Raw genomic sequence first — 19959 nt, 5'->3', positions numbered from 1 at the left:
TGGAGCGCAAGGCAATGCCCCGAAGGAAGCATTGCCTCAAGAGAAGGGAATTATTATAGGGGGTTGTTGCGACTAAATGTCACGTCGCCACAGTTGAATCACGAGATTTTTAATGTGGCCGAGCTTGCGATGGAAGAAGTGGTCGGCGCCTGTAATGACGGTGACAGGCAGGTCGAGCGGTCGCGCCCAGTCGAAAACTTCCTTCAGGGTAATAGTATCGTCCAGTTCGCCGTGGATCAGGATCGTGTCTTGCGGCACTTCCGGCATCGGCCACTTGCCGGCCGCCGTGCCCACCAGCACCAGGCGCTCGGCCGGCCGGCCTTCGGCCGCCAGGCGCAGCGCGAATTGCGCCTGGACGAAGGTGCCGAACGAGAAGCCGGTCAGCGTGATCGGCAGGTCCGGATATTGTTCGCGCATGTGGGCATACATGACGGCCATGTCGTCGACCTCGCCCCGGCCCTCGTCGTGCACGCCTTCGGATTCGCCCACGCCGCGGAAATTGAAGCGCGCCGCCGCATAGCCGAGCGTCACGAAGGTGCGCGCCAGGGTCTGGGCCACCTTGTTTTCCATGGTGCCGCCATACAGCGGATGCGGGTGCGCCACCAGGGCGACGCCGCGCGGCGCGCCTTCCGGCAGGTCGAGCAGGCATTGCATCTTGCCGGCGGGGCCGTCGAGTTGGAACTTGTGCGAATGGATGTTCATAAAGCGTCTTGTCGGATCAGATCTTGAGGCGGTCGACGACCTTGCCGCCGACCAGGTGGGTATCGATGATGTCGTCGATGTCGTCGTTGTCGACGTAGGTGTACCAGGTGCCTTCCGGATAGACCACCAGCACCGGGCCTTCCTCGCAGCGGTCGAGGCAGCCGGCCTGGTTGATGCGCACCTTGCCCTGGCCGCTCAGTTCCAGTTCCTTGATGCGTTTCTTGGCATGCTTCTGCGCCTTCTCGGCGCCGCACTTGCCGCAGCTCGGGCGTGCATCCTTACCCTCGCGGATGTTCATGCAGAAAAATACATGATGCTTGTAAAACTGCTCGTCATTCACTTGGTCGTTCATGTCGTTCTCATTGGAAAGAGTGGCATGGCGTCGCGCCAAAGCGCCATGATACGCGCTCTTATTGCCGATTGAGTTTATGCGAGGGCAGCAGCAAGAACCATAAGGCAACAAAGGGCCAGGCCAGCGACAGGAACTGGGCCGCGCCATTAAAGTTGAGGAACTTGCCCTGCACCCAGCCCTGCAGGGTGGACGAGAAATACGGGTTCACCGGGATCGTATTGACCACCACCAGCGCCAGGATCAGGGTCACTACCGCCAGCCGGCGCTGCGCCACCTGCGGCGCGAACACCAGGCCGGACAGCATGATCAGGCCGATCAAAAAGCCGCCTTCGGCGCCCGGCGTGACCCAGACCAGCGCGTTATCGGGCCGGAACAGCAGCGAGCTGGAGAAAGCCTTCACCACGAGTGCGCCCGCCAGCAGGGCCAGCATGAGCCAGAAGCGCGGGGCGCCGCGGCGCACCAGGCACATCAGGGTGAGGGCGGCGCCGGTCATGCCGCAGGCGGTGATGATGGTTTCGGACAGCCAGTACTGCTCCACGCTCATGATGTCGTCGCCCGGGCGCAGCATGGCCACCAGGTCGATCTCGGTGTCGAGCCAGGACGACATCCAGCCGGACAGGATCGGCAGCACCTGGCCGTGGCCGAACAGGTAGCTCTGCGGGTAGATCTGGGCCAGCGGCCACATGGCCACCAGCACCAGGCCCTGGCTGGCGTGCGGCGCGAACCAGCGCTGGCGCAGCTTGAACAGGCGGCTGCGGTCGAGCAGGCCGGGGGCCCACAGCGCGCCGAGGATGGCGCCCAGGAAGCAGCCGCCGGCATTGGTGACGAAGTCGAGGTTCGACGGCACGCGGCTGGGCAGGTAGGTCTGCACCGCCTCCATCGTGCCGGTGGTGAGCAGCCCGGCGAGCGTGGCCAGCAGCACCGCCCACACGCCGCGCACGCGCGGATACATCGACAGCACCAGCAGCATGCCGAACGGGATGTAGCCGACGATATTGACGCCGGCGTCGAAGCCGGTCCAGTAGCGCTGCTTGACCAGGTTCAGGAAGGCCAGCGGCGAGATGCCGCTGTCGCGCCAGCCGGTGAACGGAAACCAGCTGGCGTAGACGATCAGGAGCAGGTAGGCCAGCAGCGCGGCGCGCACGATGGGCGAGCCGCGCGAGCGGCCTGCCGCCACCTCTGCCGGGACTTCCGCTTCGGTCATTTGCCTTGCAGGTTCAGGGTGGCCAGCCAGGCGCCGATGTCGTCCGCCAGCCCGTCGGTGCTGGCCGCCAGCGCCGCCGCGCCGCCGGCCGCATCCTGGCTCGCTGCCGGCGTGCTGCGTTCGAAGCTGCGCTGGTCGATCAGGCGGTGTTCGGTAAACACCGAGGCGCGCAGCATGATCCGGCCTTCGCTGCGGTCCGCGCTAGAAAACGCGTGCACGAAGTCGTCGATCTCGATGCGCAGGATCGGCACGCCATTGGCGGCGTCGGTGGCCGACAGCACCTTCATGTGCGCCTGCGACAGGCGGGTCTTGATGCGGGTGGTGACCAGGGCGACCGGGGTGGCGCTCCAGCGGCTGCTGGCGTAGGTGCGCGCCTGCTGGGCATCGGCGTAGTTCAGGCGGTAGAACATGCGCTCGGTGTCGAGGCCACTGGGGCCGGTGACGTCCATCACCACGATCGCGAGCGGAGCGGCGGGCGGCGTGGCCGGGGTGAACGGCCGCAGCGACGGCGCGCCGAAGTCGTAGACGGTGTTCTGCGCGCGTTCCTGGCTGGCGCAGCCGGCCAGCAGCAGAGCACAGGTGACGGCGGCGGCGACGGCGGCGGGAAAGCGGAAGGATTGACGGTTCACGGTGGTCCTCATTTGGTCGGGGGCACGAAGCCGGGCTCGCCGGGGCCGGGCGCGTCGCCCGGGGTGCCGAACAGGATGCTCTGCGGGCGGTCGGAGAACGAGTTGGCGGTGCGCCGCACCGCGCGCAGCGAGGCGCGCGCCTCGTCGGTCATCCGCACCACGTGCGGCAGGGTTTCCAGTTCCAGTTCGCTGGTGGCGGCGCCGAGCGCGCCGATGGTGGTGTTCAGGCGCTCGATCGGGCCGTCCGGCGCCTGCAGGCGGGTCGCCAGCTGGTCGTAGTTGCGCGTCATCGAAGTGGCGCTGGTGGCCAGGGTGTCGATCGAATCCATGCTGCGGTCGACCTTCTTCACCAGGCCGGGCAACTGGTCGAGCACCGGATCGAGGCGCTCGGGAATGGCGGCGTAGGCGTCGGCGGCGCGGTCGACGCTCTCGAAGGCGCCGACCATCCTGGCGCGGTTGTCTTCGCTCAGCAGCTCGTCGAGGCTGGCGGTCACTTTCTCTGCCTTTTCGAGGATCGCCAGGCCGCGGTCTTCGAGCTGGTCGAGCAGGCCCGGACGCAGCGGGATGCGGGCAATGCGTTCGCCATTCGTCGCCAGTCGCGGCGAACCGGTGCGCTCGTCGTCGAGCTGGATGAAGGCGATGCCGGTGACGCCCTGGTAGCCGAGGGTGGCGTAGGTGGTGCTGGTGATCGGCGAGGCGGCGTCCACCGACAGCTTGATGAGGATCTGGCCGGTGACGCGCGGGTCGAACACGATCTCGTCGACGCGGCCGACCTCCAGGCCGCGGTAGCGCACCGTGGCCTGCGGGTTGAGGCCGGGAATCGACTGGGTGGTGACGATCTCGTAAGGCACCAGCTCGGTCTTGTCGCGGTTGAACCAGAGGCCGACCAGGATGGTCGCCACCAGCAGCGCGATCGTGAAGATGCCGGTCATCAGGGCATGCGACCTGTTTTCCATAACTATCGATTCTCCGATTCATGCTGGGCGTGGCGCTCGTCGAGCACTTCCAGCGCCCGCTGGCCGCGCGGGCCCAGGAAAAAGTGTGTGATGAAGGGATGCTCGACCTGCAGCACGTCGCACGACGGTCCCACCGCCAGCACGTGCTTCTCGGCCAGCACCGCGATGCGCGAAGACAGCGCGAACAGGGTGTCCAGGTCGTGCGTGACCATCACCACCGTGAGCTTCAGTTCGCGGTGCAGGGTCTGGATCAGGGTGACGAAGGCGTCCGACAGGTCGGGATCCAGTCCGGCGGTCGGTTCGTCCAGGAACAGCAGCTGCGGCTCGAGCGCCAGCGCGCGCGCCAGGGCGGCGCGCTTGACCATCCCGCCCGACAGGTCGGCCGGCATCTTGTTGGCGTGCTCGGGGCCCAGGCCGACCATATTCATCTTGAGCAGCACGGCGTCGCGGATCACGTCCTCGGGCAGCGAGCGCAGCTCGCGCATCGGCAGGGCGATGTTGTCGAACACGCTCAGCGCCGAGTACAGCGCGCCCTGCTGGAACAGCATGCCCCAGTGGTTGCGCATGCGCTGCAGCTGTTCGGGCGAGGCCGCGCTGATGTCCTCGCCGAACACGTGCACGCTGCCCTGCGACGGCCGCTCGAGGCCCAGCATCTGGCGCAGCAGCACGGTCTTGCCGGTGCCCGAGCCACCGACGATGGTGAGGATTTCGCCGCCGTAGATCTCGAGGTTCAGGTCCTGGTGCACCACCGTGCGTCCAAAACGGGTCCACAGGTTGCGGATCTGGACCACCGGCGCGCCGACTTCCTCGTCGGGGCGCAGGTTCAGCTCCTGGCGGCGTCGTTTGGTGTCTGGCATCAGAAGCCCGTCCCGCTGAAGATGATGGCGTACACCGCGTCGGCCAGGATCACCACCGTGATCGCGGTGACCACCGAGGTGGTGGTGCCGCGGCCCAGGCTCTCGGTGTTGGGCTTGATGCGCAGGCCGAAGTGGCACGAGATCAGGGCGATCAGCACGCCGAAGGTCGCCCCTTTGAGGAGGCCAATGGTGTAGTTCACGAACGGCACCGCGTCCGGCAGCTTTTGCAAAAAGTAGCGGAACGACATGCCCATCTCGATCTTGGCCGAGACCATGCCGCCCAACAGGGCCATGGCGTCGGTCCAGACCACCAGCAGCGGCATCGAGATCGCCAGGGCGACCACCTTGGGCATGATCAGGCGGTAGCCATGCGAGATGCCCATCACCAGCATGGCGTCGAGTTCTTCGGTCACCCGCATCACGCCCAGCTGGGCGGTGATCGAGGAGCCGGAGCGGCCGGCGACCAGGATCGCGGCCAGCAGCGGACCCAGTTCGCGGATCACCGCCATGCCCAGGATGTTGACGAGATAGGCGTCGCCCCCGAACATGCGCAGTTGCTGCGACGACAGGTAAGAGAGCACGATCCCGATCAGGAAGCCGACCATGGCCGTGATGCCCAGCGCCTGGAAGCCGGAGTGATAGATATTGGCCGAGATTTCGCGCCACGGCCCGGTCTGGGGACGGCGCAGGAAGCGGCCCAGGTCCTGGATCACGATTCCGATCAGGCCGATGAAGCTGCGCAGGTGCTCGAAGAAGTTCAGGATGCCGGCGCCGAGCACGATCACCCAGTGGAAGGGGCTGGTCCGGTGGCGCGGCAGCTTGATGTGGCTGGCTTCCTCGATGCGGCGGAACAGGTCTTCCTGGCGCGGGTCGAGCTTGAGGCGCTTGGGGCGCTCCTTGTTCCAGGTATTCCAGAACATCTGGGCGCCGATGTGATCGAGGCTTTCGATGCCCGACAGGTCCCATTCGCACGTCCCCTTGTCCTTCAGGCCGGCCAGTTGGCGCGTGATGCCCTTGAGGACGCCGCGCTGCGACAGGCCGTGGACTTGCCAGACTCCCTCGGCAATGACGGATTGGCCGGCCCCCTGGCCGGACTGTTGAATGGTTAATGTTGGCGCATTTTCAATCCGCATTGCGCCAGTGTAAAAGAGAATCGTTACTGTTGCCAGCCACGATCCTCTTGCGTGTTTGCCTGGTCAGGCAGCCAGATGGCGGACCTGGCGCGCCGGAGCGACCGCTTTCGGCGCATCTGCCTGCTTTACCAGGCGGGTCGGGGCATCGACCTTGCCGGCATAGTCGCTGGCCAGCAGCGCCGCCGCCTCGCCGGCATCCATGCCGCGCACCTGCAGCCACTGGGCCACCAGCTTGGCCAGGCGGTCCAGCGCGATGCGGTGGGTGGCGTCGGTGTGCGCATAGATCCAGTCAGAGAACGCCATGAAGTTGTCGAACGGCGCCTCGCCCAGCAGCACCGGAATGGTGTTGGCGAAGCGGCCCGAGTTGGCCACCAGGTCCCAGTAGCGGGCGAAGCGCACCAGGCGCTGCATGGTGGCGAAATCGATCCTGTTCGTCGCCAGCACGGTGTAGGGCGGGTAGGGATCGTAGACCATGCCGAAATCCTGGGTATGGCGGATGATCGGTGTGCCGCGCAGGCGCTTGAGGATGCCGAACTGGATCTCTTCGGCGCCCAGGCTCACCAGGTGGTCGAAGCCGCGCGCGAAGCTGGCCACGTCTTCGCCCGGCAGGCCGGCGATCAGGTCCACGTGCAGGTGGGCGGTGGAGTGCCGGGTCAGCCAGCGGATGTTCTCGGCCGCTTTTTCATTGTTCTGGCGCCGGCTGACCAGGGATTGCACCTCGGGGTTGAAGCTCTGGATGCCGATCTCGAACTGCAGCGCGCCGGCCGGGAATTTGGCGATGGTCTCCTTCAGCGCCTCGGGCAGGTGGTCGGGCACCAGTTCGAAGTGGGCGTAGACCGGGTCGTTCGGCGCCGCCTCGATCTTGTCGAGGAAGAACTGCATGATGCGCAGGCTGGTCTTGACGTTCAGGTTGAAGGTGCGGTCGACGAACTTGAACAGGCGCGCGCCTCGGGCGTACAACATCTCCAGCTCGGCCAGGAAGGTATCAAGAGGGAAGGGCCAGGCCGTCTTGTCGAGCGAGGACAGGCAGAACTCGCACTTGAACGGGCAGCCGCGCGAGGCTTCCACGTACAGGGTGCGGTGGGCGATGTCCTCCTCACTATATAAGGAGTAGGGCAGGGCGATGTCGCCCATCGGCGGCTGCACGCCCGCATGCACCTTCATGATCGGCTTCGGTCCGTCCAGGATCTCGCGGCACAGCTTGGGGAAGGTGACGTCGCCCCAGCCGGTGACGACGTAGTCGGCCAGTTTGACGATCTCTTGCTCGCCTGTCTCGTGCGAGACTTCCGGGCCGCCCAGCACGATGGTCACATCCGGCGCCACGCGCTTGAGCATGGCCACCAGGCGGGTGGTCTCTTCCACGTTCCAGATATAGACGCCGAAGCCGACGATGCGCGGCCCATGCGCCAGGATGCGCTCGACCAGGTCGGTGGTCTTGGCGCCGATGACGAATTCCTGGATCGTCGTCCGCTCTTGCAGCGGACCCATATTGGCCAGCAGGTACCGCAGGCCGAGCGAGGCGTGCGTATAGCGGGCATTGAGGGTCGAGAGCAGGATCGTCATGGCGGGGAAAGGAGGGCGGCGGCGGGAAAGGCGGTATTTTACTGTGATTGCCGGCCCTCGCCTTTATATGGAAGCGTCTTTCGGGTGTGTTTTTGTGGCTTGGTGGGTAATAACGCTGGTGCTCGGCAGGATTGCTTGTTAGAATGCACGCCGGAATTCAGGAAGCCTGTTGCCCCGTAGCGGAACAGTTTTCCAGCAAGTTATGCCTGATGACCATAGCAAGTCGGTACCACCCCTTCCCATCCCGAACAGGACCGTGAAACGACATTGCGACGATGATAGTGCTGCAACCAGTGTGAAAGTAGTTTATCGTCAGGCTATTCAATAGAGAGAAAGCCCACCAGATGTCTGGTGGGCTTTTTTGCTTTCTGCGGTACTGAAACGACGGTGTTGCATAAAACTTATTTATTTTGAATATTTGCGCATAAGTGATGGTGCGTGGGCACTAGTTTAGAGCTAAAGTTGTTGCACCTTTTGCCCTTCGTTCCGCCATCTTCCAATATGCGGCCGTCGCCGCGGAAAGCGCCCTGATGAAACCTCCTGTCCCTGCGGTCCGGTTTCTGTTTGTCTCGATGCTCGCGCTGGCGCTTGGCGGTTGCAGCAGCGACGACGATCCCGCGCCACCACCACCGCAGCCGCCTTCCGAACCCGCCGCCCGCGTCCAGGTCGAGCTTGCACGCACGACGCATGGCGTGCCGCACGTGCGCGCCGATGATTTCCATAGCCTTGGCTATGGGCTGGCGTATGCCTATGCCCAGGACAATGTCTGCATGTTCGCCGACTCCCTGCTGACCGTGCGTGGCGAGCGCTCGCTGTTCTTCGGCGCCGATGCGCGTCCGCGCCAGCGCACGGGCGACGAGTATGGCGGCGGCAGCGGTTTCATGGACTTGAACAATGAAGAGAGCGACTTCTTCTTCAAGGGCTACCTCGATATCGGTCAATTACGCGCGGGCTATGCCGCGGGGCCGCGCGAGCCGCGCGATCTGCTCGAAGGCTTTGTCGAGGGCTATAACCGCTACCTGAAGGATGCCGGCGGCAAGCTGCCGGCCGCCTGCGCCGACGCCAAATGGGTGCGGCCGATGACGCTCGACGATATGGTTCTGGTGGTGGCGGAGAAGGCCCTGCATGCCTCGGGCCAGGCCTTCGCCAGGGATTTCGTCGCGGCCGGGCGGGTGCCCGGGGCCAGCGTGCGCCTGGCCATGAAGGCGCCGCGCAAGCTCGACGCTTCGTCGCTGGTGGCGCAGCTGGACCAGCTCAACAAGCAAGGTTTCGGGAGCAACGCGCTGGCGGTGGGCAAGGACTTGTCCGCCAATGGGCGCGGGCTGTTGCTGGGTAACCCGCACTATCCCTGGACCACGACCGACCGTTTCTACCAGGCTCACCTGACCGTGCCGGGGCGCTATGACGCGATGGGCGTGATCATCGGCGGCATCCCGGCCGTCGTGATCGGCTTCAATCGCGATGTGGCGTGGAGCCACACGGTGACGTTTGCCTATCACTTCACCACCTTCCGGCTGGCGCTGGACCCCGCCGACGCCAGCGGCACCACGTATTTATATGACGGCGAGCGGCGCAGGATGACGTCGAAGACGGTCCACGTCGATGCGCTGCTACCGGACGGATTGATTGGCCGGCGCAGCAAGACCTTTTATTTCAGCCACCAGGGCGCCGTCGTCAGCCGGCCGGCGGCGGGCATGACGTGGACGGCGGAGGCCGCCTATGTGCTGGCCGACCCGAACCGCAGCAATACGCGCCTGCTCGAGCAGTGGCTCGGCATCGGCACCGCCGGCGGCGTGCGCGCGCTCAAGGATTCGCTGGACAAGGTGGTGGGCCTGCCGTGGGTGAATACGGTTGCGGCCGACCGTGAAGGCAATACGCTGTACGCGGACGCCAGTGTCGTGCCGCACATGAACGCCGACAAGTTCGTCAATGGCTGCCTGTTGCTGCAGGCGGCGCTGCTGTTCGACGGGTCGCGCAGCAGTTGCGGCTGGGGGCAGGACCCGGGTGCGCCGCCCGGCATTTATTCTCCGGCCACTGCGCCGTGGATGATGCGCACCGACTATGTCGGCAATTCAAACGACAGTTATTGGCTGGCCAATCCCAAGGCTTTGCTGCCGGGACCTGCGCCGCTGGGCTATTCGCCGTTGTATGGGCGGATCAATGTCGAGCAGAGCTTGCGCACGCGGATCGGTTTCCGCCAGGTCGAGGATGTGCTGGCCCAGCGCAGCAAACTGGGCCTGGGAGACATGCAGGCGCTGGCGTTCTCGAACCGCGTGTATGCGGCCGAGCTCGTGTTGCCGGAACTGTTGCCGGCGATGCTGGCGGCGCTCAAAGGGGCGGCGGACAAGCTGCAGTCGCTCGGCGTGCCGTTCGATGGCCGGCTGGGTGACTACCAGGTCGAGCCGCGTAACGGCGTGCGCATTCCTCTGCATGGCGGCAACGGCAATCAGGAAGGAACCTATGGCTCGCTGACCATGCGCAGCGGATTGACGGCGCAGGGCTATGTCGGTGCACACTGGGGACAGAGCTATATCCAGACCGTGACGTTCGACGAGCAGGGCCCGGTGGCCCAGGCCATGCTGACCTATGGCCAGTCGACCGATCCCAGGTCGCCCTGGTATGCCGACCAGACCATGGTGTATTCGCGCAAGGAGTGGCCCAGCCTTCCCTTTACGCCAGAGAAGATCCGGGCCGATCCGCATTACACGACGGTCACGCTGCGGGAGTAGCGATCGCGTCCAGCTGCGCCAGGGCGTCTTTCGGTAGCACGAGCTGGGCTGCGGCCAGGTTTTCGCGCAAATGGACGGGCGACGAGGTGCCCGGGATCAGCAGGATATTCGGCGAGCGCTGCAGCAGCCAGGCGATCGCCACCTGCATGGGTGTCGCGCCGAGTTGCGCGGCAACGGCGGACAGGGCGTCCGACTGCAAGGGCGAGAAGCCGCCGAGCGGGAAAAACGGCACATACGGAATCCCCCGGCGCGCCAACGCATCGATCATGGCGTCGTCATTGCGGTGGACCAGGTTATACATATTCTGGACGCACGCGATCGGCATGATGCGCTGCGCCTCCTCGAGCTGGCGCGGCGTCACATTGCTCAGGCCGATGTGCCGGATCAGGCCGCGCTGGCGCAGCTCGGCGAGGGTGGCGAGTTGAGGTTCGAGCGAGCCCTCGGCCGGTTTGTAGGGGTCGAACATGGCGCGCAGATTGACGACCTCCAGGGTATCCAGCCCCAGGTTGCGTAGATTGTCGTGCACGGCCTGCTCCAGTTCGGGCGCCGAGAAGGCGGGCAGCCAGCTGCCATCCGCGCCGCGCCGCGCGCTGACCTTGGTAACGATGACCAGCTCGTCGCGGTAAGGGTGAAGCGCTTCACGAATCAACTGGTTAGTGTCGTGGGGGCCGTAGAAATCCGAGGTGTCGATGTGATTGACGCCGAGTTCCAGCGCTTCACGCAGCACCGCACGCGCGACGACCGCATCCTTGGGCGGGCCGAAGGCGTTCGGGCCGGCCAGTTGCATGGCGCCATAGCCGAGGCGCCGTACCGTGCGGTTGCCGAGTGTGTAGGCGCCGGCTTGATCGATCGTGGTGGACATGGTGTCGCTCCTTAGTGAGTTGGTGCGATCAAGATAAGTCGCGCCGATCTGTGTGACAATCCGCTTAAATTCACACAAGCTGTGCGAAAAAACGAACAATGAAGATTGAACTGGGAGATTTGTCGGCTTTCGTCGCCGTCGCACGCGCCGGCGGCTTTCGGGAGGCGGCACGCGCGACCGATGGCAGCGCGTCCGGCTTGAGCGAGGCGGTCCGGCGCCTCGAAGCGCGCCTGGGCGTACGCCTGCTGAACCGGACGACGCGCAGCGTGGTGCCCACCGAGGCCGGCAGCAGCCTGCTGGCGCGCCTGGATCCGGTATGGAGCGAGATCGACAGCGCCCTGGACGTGGTCAATGGCTTTCGCGACACGCCGACCGGCACCTTGCGCCTGAATGTCTCGATGAGTGCGGCGCGCCTGGTGCTACCGTCTATCGTGCCGGCGTTTCTCGCCAGATATCCGGAGATCCGCCTGGAGGTGGTGGCCGAGGAGAGCTTCGTCGACGTGCTCGCGGCTGGCTGCGACGCCGGCATTCGCTATGAGGAACGGCTGGAACAGGACATGATCGCCGTGCCGATCGGCCCGCGCACGCAGCGCATGGCGGCGGCGGCCTCTCCCGCCTGGCTAGCCCGGCATGGGATGCCCGGGCATCCGCGCGAACTCCCGCCGGGCGCATGCATCAGGGCGCGCTTCGCCAGCGGTGCGATGATCCACTGGACGTTCGAGCGGGGCGGGGAGGCGGTGACCCTCGAGCCGAACGGGCAGTTGCTGGTGCAGGTGGGCGGGGCGCTGGACCTGGCGATCGATTCGGCGGTGCAGGGCCTGGGTGTGATCTACCTGTTCGAGGATTGGCTGAAGCCGTATGTCGAGCGTGGGGAGCTGCAACCTGTGCTGGAGCCGTGGTGGCCGCAGTTTTCCGGTCCCTATCTGTACTACTCGGGCCGCCGGCTGGTGCCAGCGCCGCTGCGGGCCTTCGTCGACTTCATCCGCAACGAAGCGGTTTCGTCACAAAACTGAAAAATTAGGTGTTGACGAAGCTCAGCAGGACGAGCATAATCTCATTCCTCTGCTGCTGACGAACAAAACGATTCGAAGCAAACAGCAGATGATGCAGTACCGAATAAAGTTCTTTAAAAATTAACAGTCGATAAGTGTGGGCGTTTGATGAAGGTGCCAGCTGACTTGTTCAGCTGCATACTTAAAATATCAAATGTTCGCACAAAGTATTAAGCGTTGTCTCAGCAATGAGATGACGGTCAGTATTTTGAGTGAGCGACCTCGCTAGCAATAGCGAGTGACTCGAAAGAGTCAACAAACAGAGATTGAACTGAAGAGTTTGATCCTGGCTCAGATTGAACGCTGGCGGCATGCTTTACACATGCAAGTCGAACGGTAACAGGGAGCTTGCTCCGCTGACGAGTGGCGAACGGGTGAGTAATATATCGGAACGTACCCAAGAGTGGGGGATAACGTAGCGAAAGTTACGCTAATACCGCATACGATCCAAGGATGAAAGCAGGGGACCTTCGGGCCTTGTGCTCCTGGAGCGGCCGATATCTGATTAGCTAGTTGGTGAGGTAAAGGCTCACCAAGGCGACGATCAGTAGCTGGTCTGAGAGGACGACCAGCCACACTGGAACTGAGACACGGTCCAGACTCCTACGGGAGGCAGCAGTGGGGAATTTTGGACAATGGGCGCAAGCCTGATCCAGCAATGCCGCGTGAGTGAAGAAGGCCTTCGGGTTGTAAAGCTCTTTTGTCAGGGAAGAAACGGCTGTGGCTAATATCCACGGCTAATGACGGTACCTGAAGAATAAGCACCGGCTAACTACGTGCCAGCAGCCGCGGTAATACGTAGGGTGCAAGCGTTAATCGGAATTACTGGGCGTAAAGCGTGCGCAGGCGGTTTTGTAAGTCTGTCGTGAAATCCCCGGGCTCAACCTGGGAATTGCGATGGAGACTGCAAGGCTAGAATCTGGCAGAGGGGGGTAGAATTCCACGTGTAGCAGTGAAATGCGTAGAGATGTGGAGGAACACCGATGGCGAAGGCAGCCCCCTGGGTCAAGATTGACGCTCATGCACGAAAGCGTGGGGAGCAAACAGGATTAGATACCCTGGTAGTCCACGCCCTAAACGATGTCTACTAGTTGTCGGGTTTTAATTAACTTGGTAACGCAGCTAACGCGTGAAGTAGACCGCCTGGGGAGTACGGTCGCAAGATTAAAACTCAAAGGAATTGACGGGGACCCGCACAAGCGGTGGATGATGTGGATTAATTCGATGCAACGCGAAAAACCTTACCTACCCTTGACATGTCAGGAAGACCGAAGAGATCTGGTTGTGCCCGAAAGGGAACCTGAACACAGGTGCTGCATGGCTGTCGTCAGCTCGTGTCGTGAGATGTTGGGTTAAGTCCCGCAACGAGCGCAACCCTTGTCATTAGTTGCTACGCAAGAGCACTCTAATGAGACTGCCGGTGACAAACCGGAGGAAGGTGGGGATGACGTCAAGTCCTCATGGCCCTTATGGGTAGGGCTTCACACGTCATACAATGGTACATACAGAGGGCCGCCAACCCGCGAGGGGGAGCTAATCCCAGAAAGTGTATCGTAGTCCGGATCGTAGTCTGCAACTCGACTACGTGAAGTTGGAATCGCTAGTAATCGCGGATCAGCATGCCGCGGTGAATACGTTCCCGGGTCTTGTACACACCGCCCGTCACACCATGGGAGCGGGTTTTACCAGAAGTAGGTAGCTTAACCGCAAGGAGGGCGCTTACCACGGTAGGATTCGTGACTGGGGTGAAGTCGTAACAAGGTAGCCGTATCGGAAGGTGCGGCTGGATCACCTCCTTTCTAGAGTAGCACCAGGAGCTAACGCTCCATCATCAAGCGTCCACGCTTATCGACTGTTGAATGAGTAAAGAACAGTTTTATCGGGGCTGTAGCTCAGCTGGTTAGAGCACCGTGTTGATAACGCGGGGGTCGTTGGTTCGAGTCCAACCAGCCCTACCAAGATATCAGCATGACCTCAAATGGGGGATTAGCTCAGCTGGGAGAGCACCTGCTTTGCAAGCAGGGGGTCGTCGGTTCGATCCCGTCATCCTCCACCATAAAGTTCAAACGTAAGTCGTCAGTAAATGGCTGATGAGATTTAGGTTTGATCTTTTCGAGATCACTGTTTTTTCGTTCTTTAACAATCTGGAAGAAGTAAAGTTTTTTTAAGCGTGTAAGCGAATCAGAAATGATGAGTGAGCACACTTAGGGTAGTAGTAATTTGTATCAAGCAAACATAGTTGTACTCTTGATCTATGACGATCTCTGACACTCATGCAGAGGCCAACGTTATAGGGACAAGTGAATAAGTGCACATGGTGGATGCCTTGGCGATTACAGGCGATGAAGGACGTAGTAGCTTGCGATAAGCTGCGGGGAGCTAGCAAACGAGCTTTGATCCGCAGATTTCCGAATGGGGAAACCCGGCCTTTTAGGTCATTGCATGCTGAATACATAGGCATGCAAAGCGAACGCGGCGAACTGAAACATCTAAGTAGCTGCAGGAAAAGAAATCAACCGAGATTCCCAAAGTAGTGGCGAGCGAAATGGGATGAGCCTGTATGTGATAGTCGATTGAATAGTGGAAGTCTCTGGAAAGTGACGCCATAGTGGGTGATAGCCCCGTACACGAAATTCAAACGGTGGTACTAAGCATACGACAAGTAGGGCGGGACACGAGAAATCCTGTCTGAACATGGGGGGACCATCCTCCAAGGCTAAATACTCGTAATCGACCGATAGTGAACCAGTACCGTGAGGGAAAGGCGAAAAGAACCCCGGGAGGGGAGTGAAATAGATCCTGAAACCGTGTGCATACAAACAGTCGGAGCCTCTTCGTGGGGTGACGGCGTACCTTTTGTATAATGGGTCAGCGACTTACATTCAGTGGCGAGGTTAACCGAATAGGGGAGCCGTAGAGAAATCGAGTCCGAACAGGGCGACAGTCGCTGGGTGTAGACCCGAAACCAAGTGATCTACCCATGGCCAGGATGAAGGTGCGGTAACACGCCCTGGAGGTCCGAACCCACTAATGTTGAAAAATTAGGGGATGAGCTGTGGGTAGGGGTGAAAGGCTAAACAAACTTGGAAATAGCTGGTTCTCTCCGAAAACTATTTAGGTAGTGCCTCAAGTATCACCACCGGGGGTAGAGCACTGTTATGGCTAGGGGGTCATTGCGACTTACCAAACCATTGCAAACTCCGAATACCGGTGAGTGCGAGCTTGGGAGACAGACATCGGGTGCTAACGTCCGGTGTCAAGAGGGAAACAACCCAGACCGCCAGCTAAGGTCCCAAAGATTGGCTAAGTGGAAAACGAAGTGGGAAGGCTAAAACAGTCAGGATGTTGGCTTAGAAGCAGCCACCATTTAAAGAAAGCGTAATAGCTCACTGATCGAGTCGTCCTGCGCGGAAGATGTAACGGGGCTAAGCCAGTCACCGAAGCTGCGGATATGTGCTTGCACATATGGTAGGAGAGCGTTCTGTAAGCCTGCGAAGGTGTCTTGTAAAGGATGCTGGAGGTATCAGAAGTGCGAATGCTGACATGAGTAGCGATAATGCGGGTGAAAAGCCCGCACGCCGTAAGCCCAAGGTTTCCTGTTCAACGTTCATCGGAGCAGGGTGAGTCGGCCCCTAAGGCGAGGCAGAGATGCGTAGCTGATGGGAAGCAGGTTAATATTCCTGCACCGTCGTATGATGCGATGGGGGGACGGATCGCGGAAGGTTGTCTGACTGTTGGAATAGTCAGTTTTTGACTCATAGAAGGTGCTTAGGCAAATCCGGGCACGTAATTCAAGGGGTCGAGACGAGTCGCCATGTGCGACGAAGCAATCGGAAGTGGTTCCAAGAAAAGCCTCTAAGCTTCAGTCATACGAGACCGTACCGCAAACCGACACAGGTGGGCGAGATGAGTATTCTAAGGCGCTTGAGAGAACTCGGGAGAAGGAACTCGGCAAATTGGTACCGTAACTTCGGGATAAGGTACGCCCTAGTAGTTTGACCACTTTACTGTGGAAGGACGAACGGGTTGCAATAAAATGGTGGCTGCGACTGTTTAATAAAAACACAGCACTCTGCAAACACGAAAGTGGACGTATAGGGTGTGACGCCTGCCCGGTGCTGGAAGATTAAATGATGGGGTGCAAGCTCTTGATTGAAGTCCCAGTAAACGGCGGCCGTAACTATAACGGTCCTAAGGTAGCGAAATTCCTTGTCGGGTAAGTTCCGACCTGCACGAATGGCGTAACGATGGCCACACTGTCTCCTCCCGAGACTCAGCGAAGTTGAAATGTTTGTGATGATGCAATCTACCCGCGGCTAGACGGAAAGACCCCATGAACCTTTACTGTAGCTTTGCATTGGACTTTGAATCAATCTGTGTAGGATAGGTGGGAGGCTTTGAAGCGGGGACGCCAGTTCTCGTGGAGCCATCCTTGAAATACCACCCTGGTTCATTTGAGGTTCTAACCTTGGTCCGTTATCCGGATCGGGGACAGTGCATGGTAGGCAGTTTGACTGGGGCGGTCTCCTCCTAAAGTGTAACGGAGGAGTTCGAAGGTACGCTAGGTACGGTCGGACATCGTGCTAATAGTGCAATGGCATAAGCGTGCTTAACTGCGAGACCGACAAGTCGAGCAGGTACGAAAGTAGGACATAGTGATCCGGTGGTTCTGTATGGAAGGGCCATCGCTCAACGGATAAAAGGTACTCTGGGGATAACAGGCTGATTCCTCCCAAGAGTTCATATCGACGGGGGAGTTTGGCACCTCGATGTCGGCTCATCACATCCTGGGGCTGTAGCCGGTCCCAAGGGTATGGCTGTTCGCCATTTAAAGTGGTACGTGAGCTGGGTTTAAAACGTCGTGAGACAGTTTGGTCCCTATCTGCCGTGGGCGTTGGAAATTTGAAGGGGGCTGCTCCTAGTACGAGAGGACCGGAGTGGACGAACCTCTGGTGTACCGGTTGTCACGCCAGTGGCATTGCCGGGTAGCTAAGTTCGGAAGAGATAACCGCTGAAAGCATCTAAGCGGGAAACTTGCCTTGAGATGAGATTTCCCGGAGCCTTGAGCTCCTTGAAGGGTCGTTCGAGACCAGGACGTTGATAGGCTGGGTGTGGAAGTGCAGTAATGCATTAAGCTAACCAGTACTAATTGCCCGTACGGCTTGTCCCTATAACCTTGGTAGTCCAAGGTCGAGTACAACTGCTCGATACAAAAGCTACAACCCAACTTACTTCTTCCAGATTCATGGCCACGCTGAACAAAGCGTAGGGTGGGCGGCTGTGCCGCCCACGCGTAACTCAAGCGTAGCCAGACAAGTCAAAGCCTGATGACCATAGCAAGTCGGTCCCACCCCTTCCCATCCCGAACAGGACCGTGAAACGACTTTGCGCCGATGATAGTGCTGCAACCAGTGTGAAAGTAGGTTATCGTCAGGCTAGTTATAAGAAAAACCCCGTCCAGTGATCTGGTCGGGGTTTTTTGCTTTGGGCGCCAGAAGCTGGAGCAACGGATCGCGGCCTTGAGCGAGCGGCTACATCGGGTCACGACGCCACCATCGCCCGTCGCGCCCGCGTGGCGTCCCGCCAACGCGGTTCCGGTCGCGATGCCACTGCCGGATCTCGTCAAGGTCAGTCCCCGCGCCCCCTCGGCCGAAAACAGCATCGCACCCTTGCCACCGCTGCCCGCAGCCATCACGTCGGCGCCCGAGCCGCCGATTCCAGCTGGCAACCTGATGGCCAAGCTCGGTCTCGTGATCCTCTTCATCGGCATCGGCTTCCTGCAAGTATGCCGCCGCGACCTTCACCATTCCGATCGCGCTGCGCTTGTCCGCCGTGGTCCTGGCCGATCTCGGGCTGCTGGCCTGGGGATGGCGCCTGCGCCTGACGCGCAGGGAGCTCGCACCACCGATCCAGGCACGGCGATCGCCATCCTGATGCTGGTGATCTTCAGTGCCTGCCAACTCTACGCGCTGATACCTTCCGGTCTTGCGTTCGCACTGCTGGTGCCCCTCACGACATTCACCTGCCTGCCGGCGGTCCTGCAGGAAGCGCCCTGGCGCGCGGCATTCGGCATCACGGGTGGCTTCGCATCGCCCGTGCTGCTGGCGAGCGGGGAAGGCGGCAGCCATGTCGCACTCTTCGTCAATTACGCGCTGCTCAATACCGGTGTGTTCGCCCTGGCCTTCACGCGTTCATGGCATCCGCTCAATCTGCTGGGATTCATCTTCACTTTCATTATCGGCGCGGCCTGGGGCGGACTGCGCTGACCACCGCTTCGTGTTGATGCTGTGGGCCAGTGCGCTGCGCCGGCTCGCCGGCCAGGCCGCGCTCCATCACGCGCTGCTTCATCGGCTGAAGACCGGCGCCGCAATCGCGGCTTATGTCTGGTTTAACCTCATCCTGTTGCGCAGCGCGGCGCTATGTCGGCATCGACTACCGTTTCGGTGCGCTCGCGGCGTCGCAGTTCGTGCAAGCCATGCTGTCCCTGGTCTGGAGCGTGGGCGCGCTGGTGCTCATGCGCTTCTGCGCACGCCAGGCCATGTGGCGCAGTTGGTGGGGCGGAGCGATCGTGCTCGGCATCGAGGTACTGAAGCTGTTCCTGGTCGACCTGGCCAGCGGCGGCGGCATCGCGCGCGTCGTGTCCTGCGTCGGCGTCGGACTGCTGCTGCTGGTCGGCTACTTTGCGCCCTACCCGAAAACGGCGCATGGCGAACCATCGCCTGCTTCCGCTTGAGCTGACTGGAGACACCCATGTGCGCACTCATCGATCGACGCGCCATCGCCGCTGCGCTGGTGATGACGTCCCTTGCCGCCGTCGCCAGTCCGGGCGACGCGCAGGCCGATTATTCCCACATCCTGCCGCTCAGCGTCGACGCCGGCCAGGCCGTCGTGCAATTGCAGGTGCCGCGCGATGTGTACCTCAACGCGCGCTCGCCGACGCTGGACGACGTGCGGGTATTCGATGCCTCCGGCATGTCGATGCCGTCGCATTGGCCGACCTGGCGCCGCCAGCCACCGTGAGCAGGTCGGCCACGCCGGTTGCCGTCTTTCCCGTGCACGGTCGCGCGCGCGATGCCGGGCGTGTACACGACAGCCTGCAGATCTGCACCGGGAACGACGGCGCGGTCATTTCAGTGACGGCCCCGGCGCGCACGGTCAGCGACGAGCTGGTAGGCCTGGTCCTCGACCTGCGGCCGGCCGCCCGCGCAGCGCAGGTCGAGGCCGCAGCGCCGGTGGGAGGCTGATCTTGCACCTGCCGCCGGGAACGGGGAGCTATGGCGCATGGGTGGCACTCGACGTCAGCGACGACCTGCAAAACTGGCATGAGCTGGCATGAGCTGGCCGAGTCCGCGCTGAGCTGGCTGGTCAATGACCAGGGCACCAGCGTGCGGTTGTGGGCATGGCTGGTTGGCGGCGTGCTGGCATTGGGTGCGATGGCCTGGCATCTCTTCCGCCAGCTCGAGCGTGGCGCCGAGCGGCCAGTTGCCTGAATCGTCGCGCATGTAAAAAAGCCCGCCGGTTGGTGACTGGCGGGCTTGGCGACTGGATGATCGGTTCAGGCGGCGTGCATTCCACTGTTGATGCGCAGCTCGAGTTTGTCCCAGAAACGGTCGTGGATTGGTAGCAGCAGCACATTGCAGACCGGCTCGAGGATGGCGGCCAGGCCGCCGAAGGCGAGCGAGCCGGTGGCGCAGTAGATGACTGCGAACGCGACGCCCATGTGCATCAGCGTCTGGCTGACCTTCTCCGCAGCGATCTTCATGTAACGGTCGCGTTCCGACGTTGCCCGGGCACGGACGGCGGCCCATGCCTTTTCATGGAAGGGGAGCAGCAGGACGTTGATCACCGGCTCGATGATGATGGCCAGGCCGCTGAACACGACCGAACCCGTCATCGCATATGCGATCGTGAAGGCGATCA

17 protein-coding genes, 2 tRNA genes and 4 rRNA genes (1 of these 23 only partly in view) are annotated in these 19959 nt (G+C 61.5%); 12 read left to right on the top strand and 11 right to left on the bottom strand.

Annotated features, from left to right (window positions below; translation table 11 throughout):
- Nucleotides 1-72 precede the first annotated feature (72 nt).
- The 8 genes from KY496_RS17120 to KY496_RS17085 form a co-directional block, all read right to left on the bottom strand.
- Nucleotides 73-702, bottom strand: a complete 630-nt coding sequence (locus KY496_RS17120) for an alpha/beta hydrolase (protein ID WP_005664594.1) — start codon at nucleotides 700-702, stop codon at nucleotides 73-75.
- A 16-nt stretch (nucleotides 703-718) separates the two neighbouring features.
- Nucleotides 719-1054: a ferredoxin gene (locus KY496_RS17115; protein ID WP_005664596.1), complete on the bottom strand. Its 336-nt coding sequence runs from the start codon at nucleotides 1052-1054 to the stop codon at nucleotides 719-721.
- Between the two features lie 58 nt (nucleotides 1055-1112).
- Nucleotides 1113-2258 (bottom strand): VanZ family protein, encoded by a 1146-nt coding sequence (locus KY496_RS17110; protein WP_071361122.1) that lies wholly within the window; start codon nucleotides 2256-2258, stop codon nucleotides 1113-1115.
- A complete protein-coding gene (locus KY496_RS17105) occupies nucleotides 2255-2887 on the bottom strand; it encodes an ABC-type transport auxiliary lipoprotein family protein (protein WP_307729054.1) in 633 nt (210 codons plus the stop codon). The genes KY496_RS17110 and KY496_RS17105 overlap by 4 nt, the downstream gene beginning before the upstream one ends.
- An 8-nt stretch (nucleotides 2888-2895) precedes the next feature.
- Nucleotides 2896-3843, bottom strand: a complete 948-nt coding sequence (locus KY496_RS17100; protein WP_184240432.1) for an MlaD family protein — start codon at nucleotides 3841-3843, stop codon at nucleotides 2896-2898.
- 2 nt (nucleotides 3844-3845) lie between these two features.
- Nucleotides 3846-4700 (bottom strand): ABC transporter ATP-binding protein, encoded by an 855-nt coding sequence (locus KY496_RS17095; RefSeq protein ID WP_005664603.1) that lies wholly within the window; start codon nucleotides 4698-4700, stop codon nucleotides 3846-3848.
- The gene (locus KY496_RS17090; RefSeq protein WP_219861681.1) at nucleotides 4700-5833 is read right to left on the bottom strand and encodes an ABC transporter permease; all 1134 of its coding nucleotides are present in this window, start codon (nucleotides 5831-5833) and stop codon (nucleotides 4700-4702) included. Before KY496_RS17090 ends, KY496_RS17095 begins: the two co-directional genes overlap by 1 nt.
- 63 nt (nucleotides 5834-5896) lie before the next feature.
- On the bottom strand, nucleotides 5897-7396 hold the full coding sequence (locus KY496_RS17085; protein WP_219861679.1) for a B12-binding domain-containing radical SAM protein: 1500 nt from the start codon (nucleotides 7394-7396) through the stop codon (nucleotides 5897-5899).
- A gap of 205 nt (nucleotides 7397-7601) precedes the next feature.
- On the opposite strand from KY496_RS17085, the gene rrf (KY496_RS17080) reads away from it, so the two are divergent.
- Nucleotides 7602-7714 (top strand): 5S ribosomal RNA (gene rrf, locus KY496_RS17080).
- A gap of 212 nt (nucleotides 7715-7926) precedes the next feature.
- The gene (locus tag KY496_RS17075) at nucleotides 7927-10125 is read left to right on the top strand and encodes a penicillin acylase family protein (protein ID WP_229520303.1); all 2199 of its coding nucleotides are present in this window, start codon (nucleotides 7927-7929) and stop codon (nucleotides 10123-10125) included.
- On the opposite strand, the gene KY496_RS17070 is transcribed toward KY496_RS17075, so the two are convergent.
- Nucleotides 10109-10987, bottom strand: a complete 879-nt coding sequence (locus KY496_RS17070; protein ID WP_005664612.1) for an aldo/keto reductase family oxidoreductase — start codon at nucleotides 10985-10987, stop codon at nucleotides 10109-10111. The genes KY496_RS17075 and KY496_RS17070 overlap by 17 nt on opposite strands.
- Before the next feature lie 98 nt (nucleotides 10988-11085).
- On the opposite strand from KY496_RS17070, the gene KY496_RS17065 reads away from it, so the two are divergent.
- The 9 genes from KY496_RS17065 to KY496_RS17025 all read left to right on the top strand — a co-directional run bounded on the left by KY496_RS17065 (nucleotide 11086) and on the right by KY496_RS17025 (nucleotide 19059).
- A complete protein-coding gene (locus tag KY496_RS17065) occupies nucleotides 11086-12000 on the top strand; it encodes a LysR family transcriptional regulator (RefSeq protein WP_005664613.1) in 915 nt (304 codons plus the stop codon).
- A 307-nt stretch (nucleotides 12001-12307) separates the two neighbouring features.
- Nucleotides 12308-13838 (top strand): 16S ribosomal RNA (locus KY496_RS17060).
- Between the two features lie 82 nt (nucleotides 13839-13920).
- A tRNA-Ile gene (locus tag KY496_RS17055) sits at nucleotides 13921-13997 on the top strand.
- A gap of 22 nt (nucleotides 13998-14019) precedes the next feature.
- Nucleotides 14020-14095, top strand: a tRNA-Ala gene (locus KY496_RS17050).
- Nucleotides 14096-14333: 238 nt separating this feature from the next.
- Nucleotides 14334-17209, top strand: a 23S ribosomal RNA gene (locus KY496_RS17045).
- 153 nt (nucleotides 17210-17362) lie between these two features.
- A 5S ribosomal RNA gene (rrf, locus tag KY496_RS17040) occupies nucleotides 17363-17475 on the top strand.
- The 16S, 23S and 5S rRNA genes sit together here with 2 tRNA genes alongside, the layout of an rRNA operon.
- Nucleotides 17476-17558: 83 nt before the next feature.
- Entirely contained in the window at nucleotides 17559-18305 is a 747-nt protein-coding gene (locus KY496_RS17035; RefSeq protein WP_229520302.1) for a DUF2339 domain-containing protein, read from the top strand.
- Between the two features lie 113 nt (nucleotides 18306-18418).
- Complete coding sequence (locus tag KY496_RS17030) at nucleotides 18419-18772, top strand: DUF2339 domain-containing protein (protein ID WP_184240584.1); 354 nt, start codon at nucleotides 18419-18421, stop codon at nucleotides 18770-18772.
- A gap of 17 nt (nucleotides 18773-18789) precedes the next feature.
- Nucleotides 18790-19059 carry a DUF3999 family protein gene (locus KY496_RS17025; protein ID WP_184240582.1) on the top strand — a complete coding sequence of 90 codons (270 nt, stop codon included), beginning with the start codon at nucleotides 18790-18792 and terminating at the stop codon, nucleotides 19057-19059.
- Nucleotides 19060-19169: 110 nt separating this feature from the next.
- Here the strand turns inward: KY496_RS17025 and KY496_RS17020 are convergent, their stop codons facing one another.
- Nucleotides 19170-19322, bottom strand: coding sequence for a hypothetical protein (locus KY496_RS17020; RefSeq protein WP_184240581.1), 153 nt, complete (start codon nucleotides 19320-19322; stop codon nucleotides 19170-19172).
- Nucleotides 19323-19361: 39 nt separating this feature from the next.
- Here KY496_RS17020 and KY496_RS17015 point away from each other — a divergent pair, with 39 nt between their 5' ends.
- Nucleotides 19362-19529, top strand: a complete 168-nt coding sequence (locus KY496_RS17015) for a hypothetical protein (RefSeq protein WP_184240579.1) — start codon at nucleotides 19362-19364, stop codon at nucleotides 19527-19529.
- Nucleotides 19530-19594: 65 nt separating this feature from the next.
- On the opposite strand, the gene KY496_RS17010 is transcribed toward KY496_RS17015, so the two are convergent.
- Nucleotides 19595-19959: the 3' portion of a DUF2061 domain-containing protein gene (locus KY496_RS17010; protein WP_184240577.1), read on the bottom strand. It continues 46 nt past the right edge of the window; only the last 365 of its 411 coding nucleotides appear in the window; its start codon lies beyond the right edge, outside the window — the gene reads right to left on this strand; it ends in the stop codon at nucleotides 19595-19597.

This window comes from Massilia sp. NP310, from assembly GCF_019443485.1.
GTDB classification, from domain to species: Bacteria; Pseudomonadota; Gammaproteobacteria; order Burkholderiales; family Burkholderiaceae_D; genus Telluria; species Telluria timonae.
Note: the sequence above shows the minus strand (reverse complement) of the source record. Positions and strands in the feature narration are given on the sequence as shown.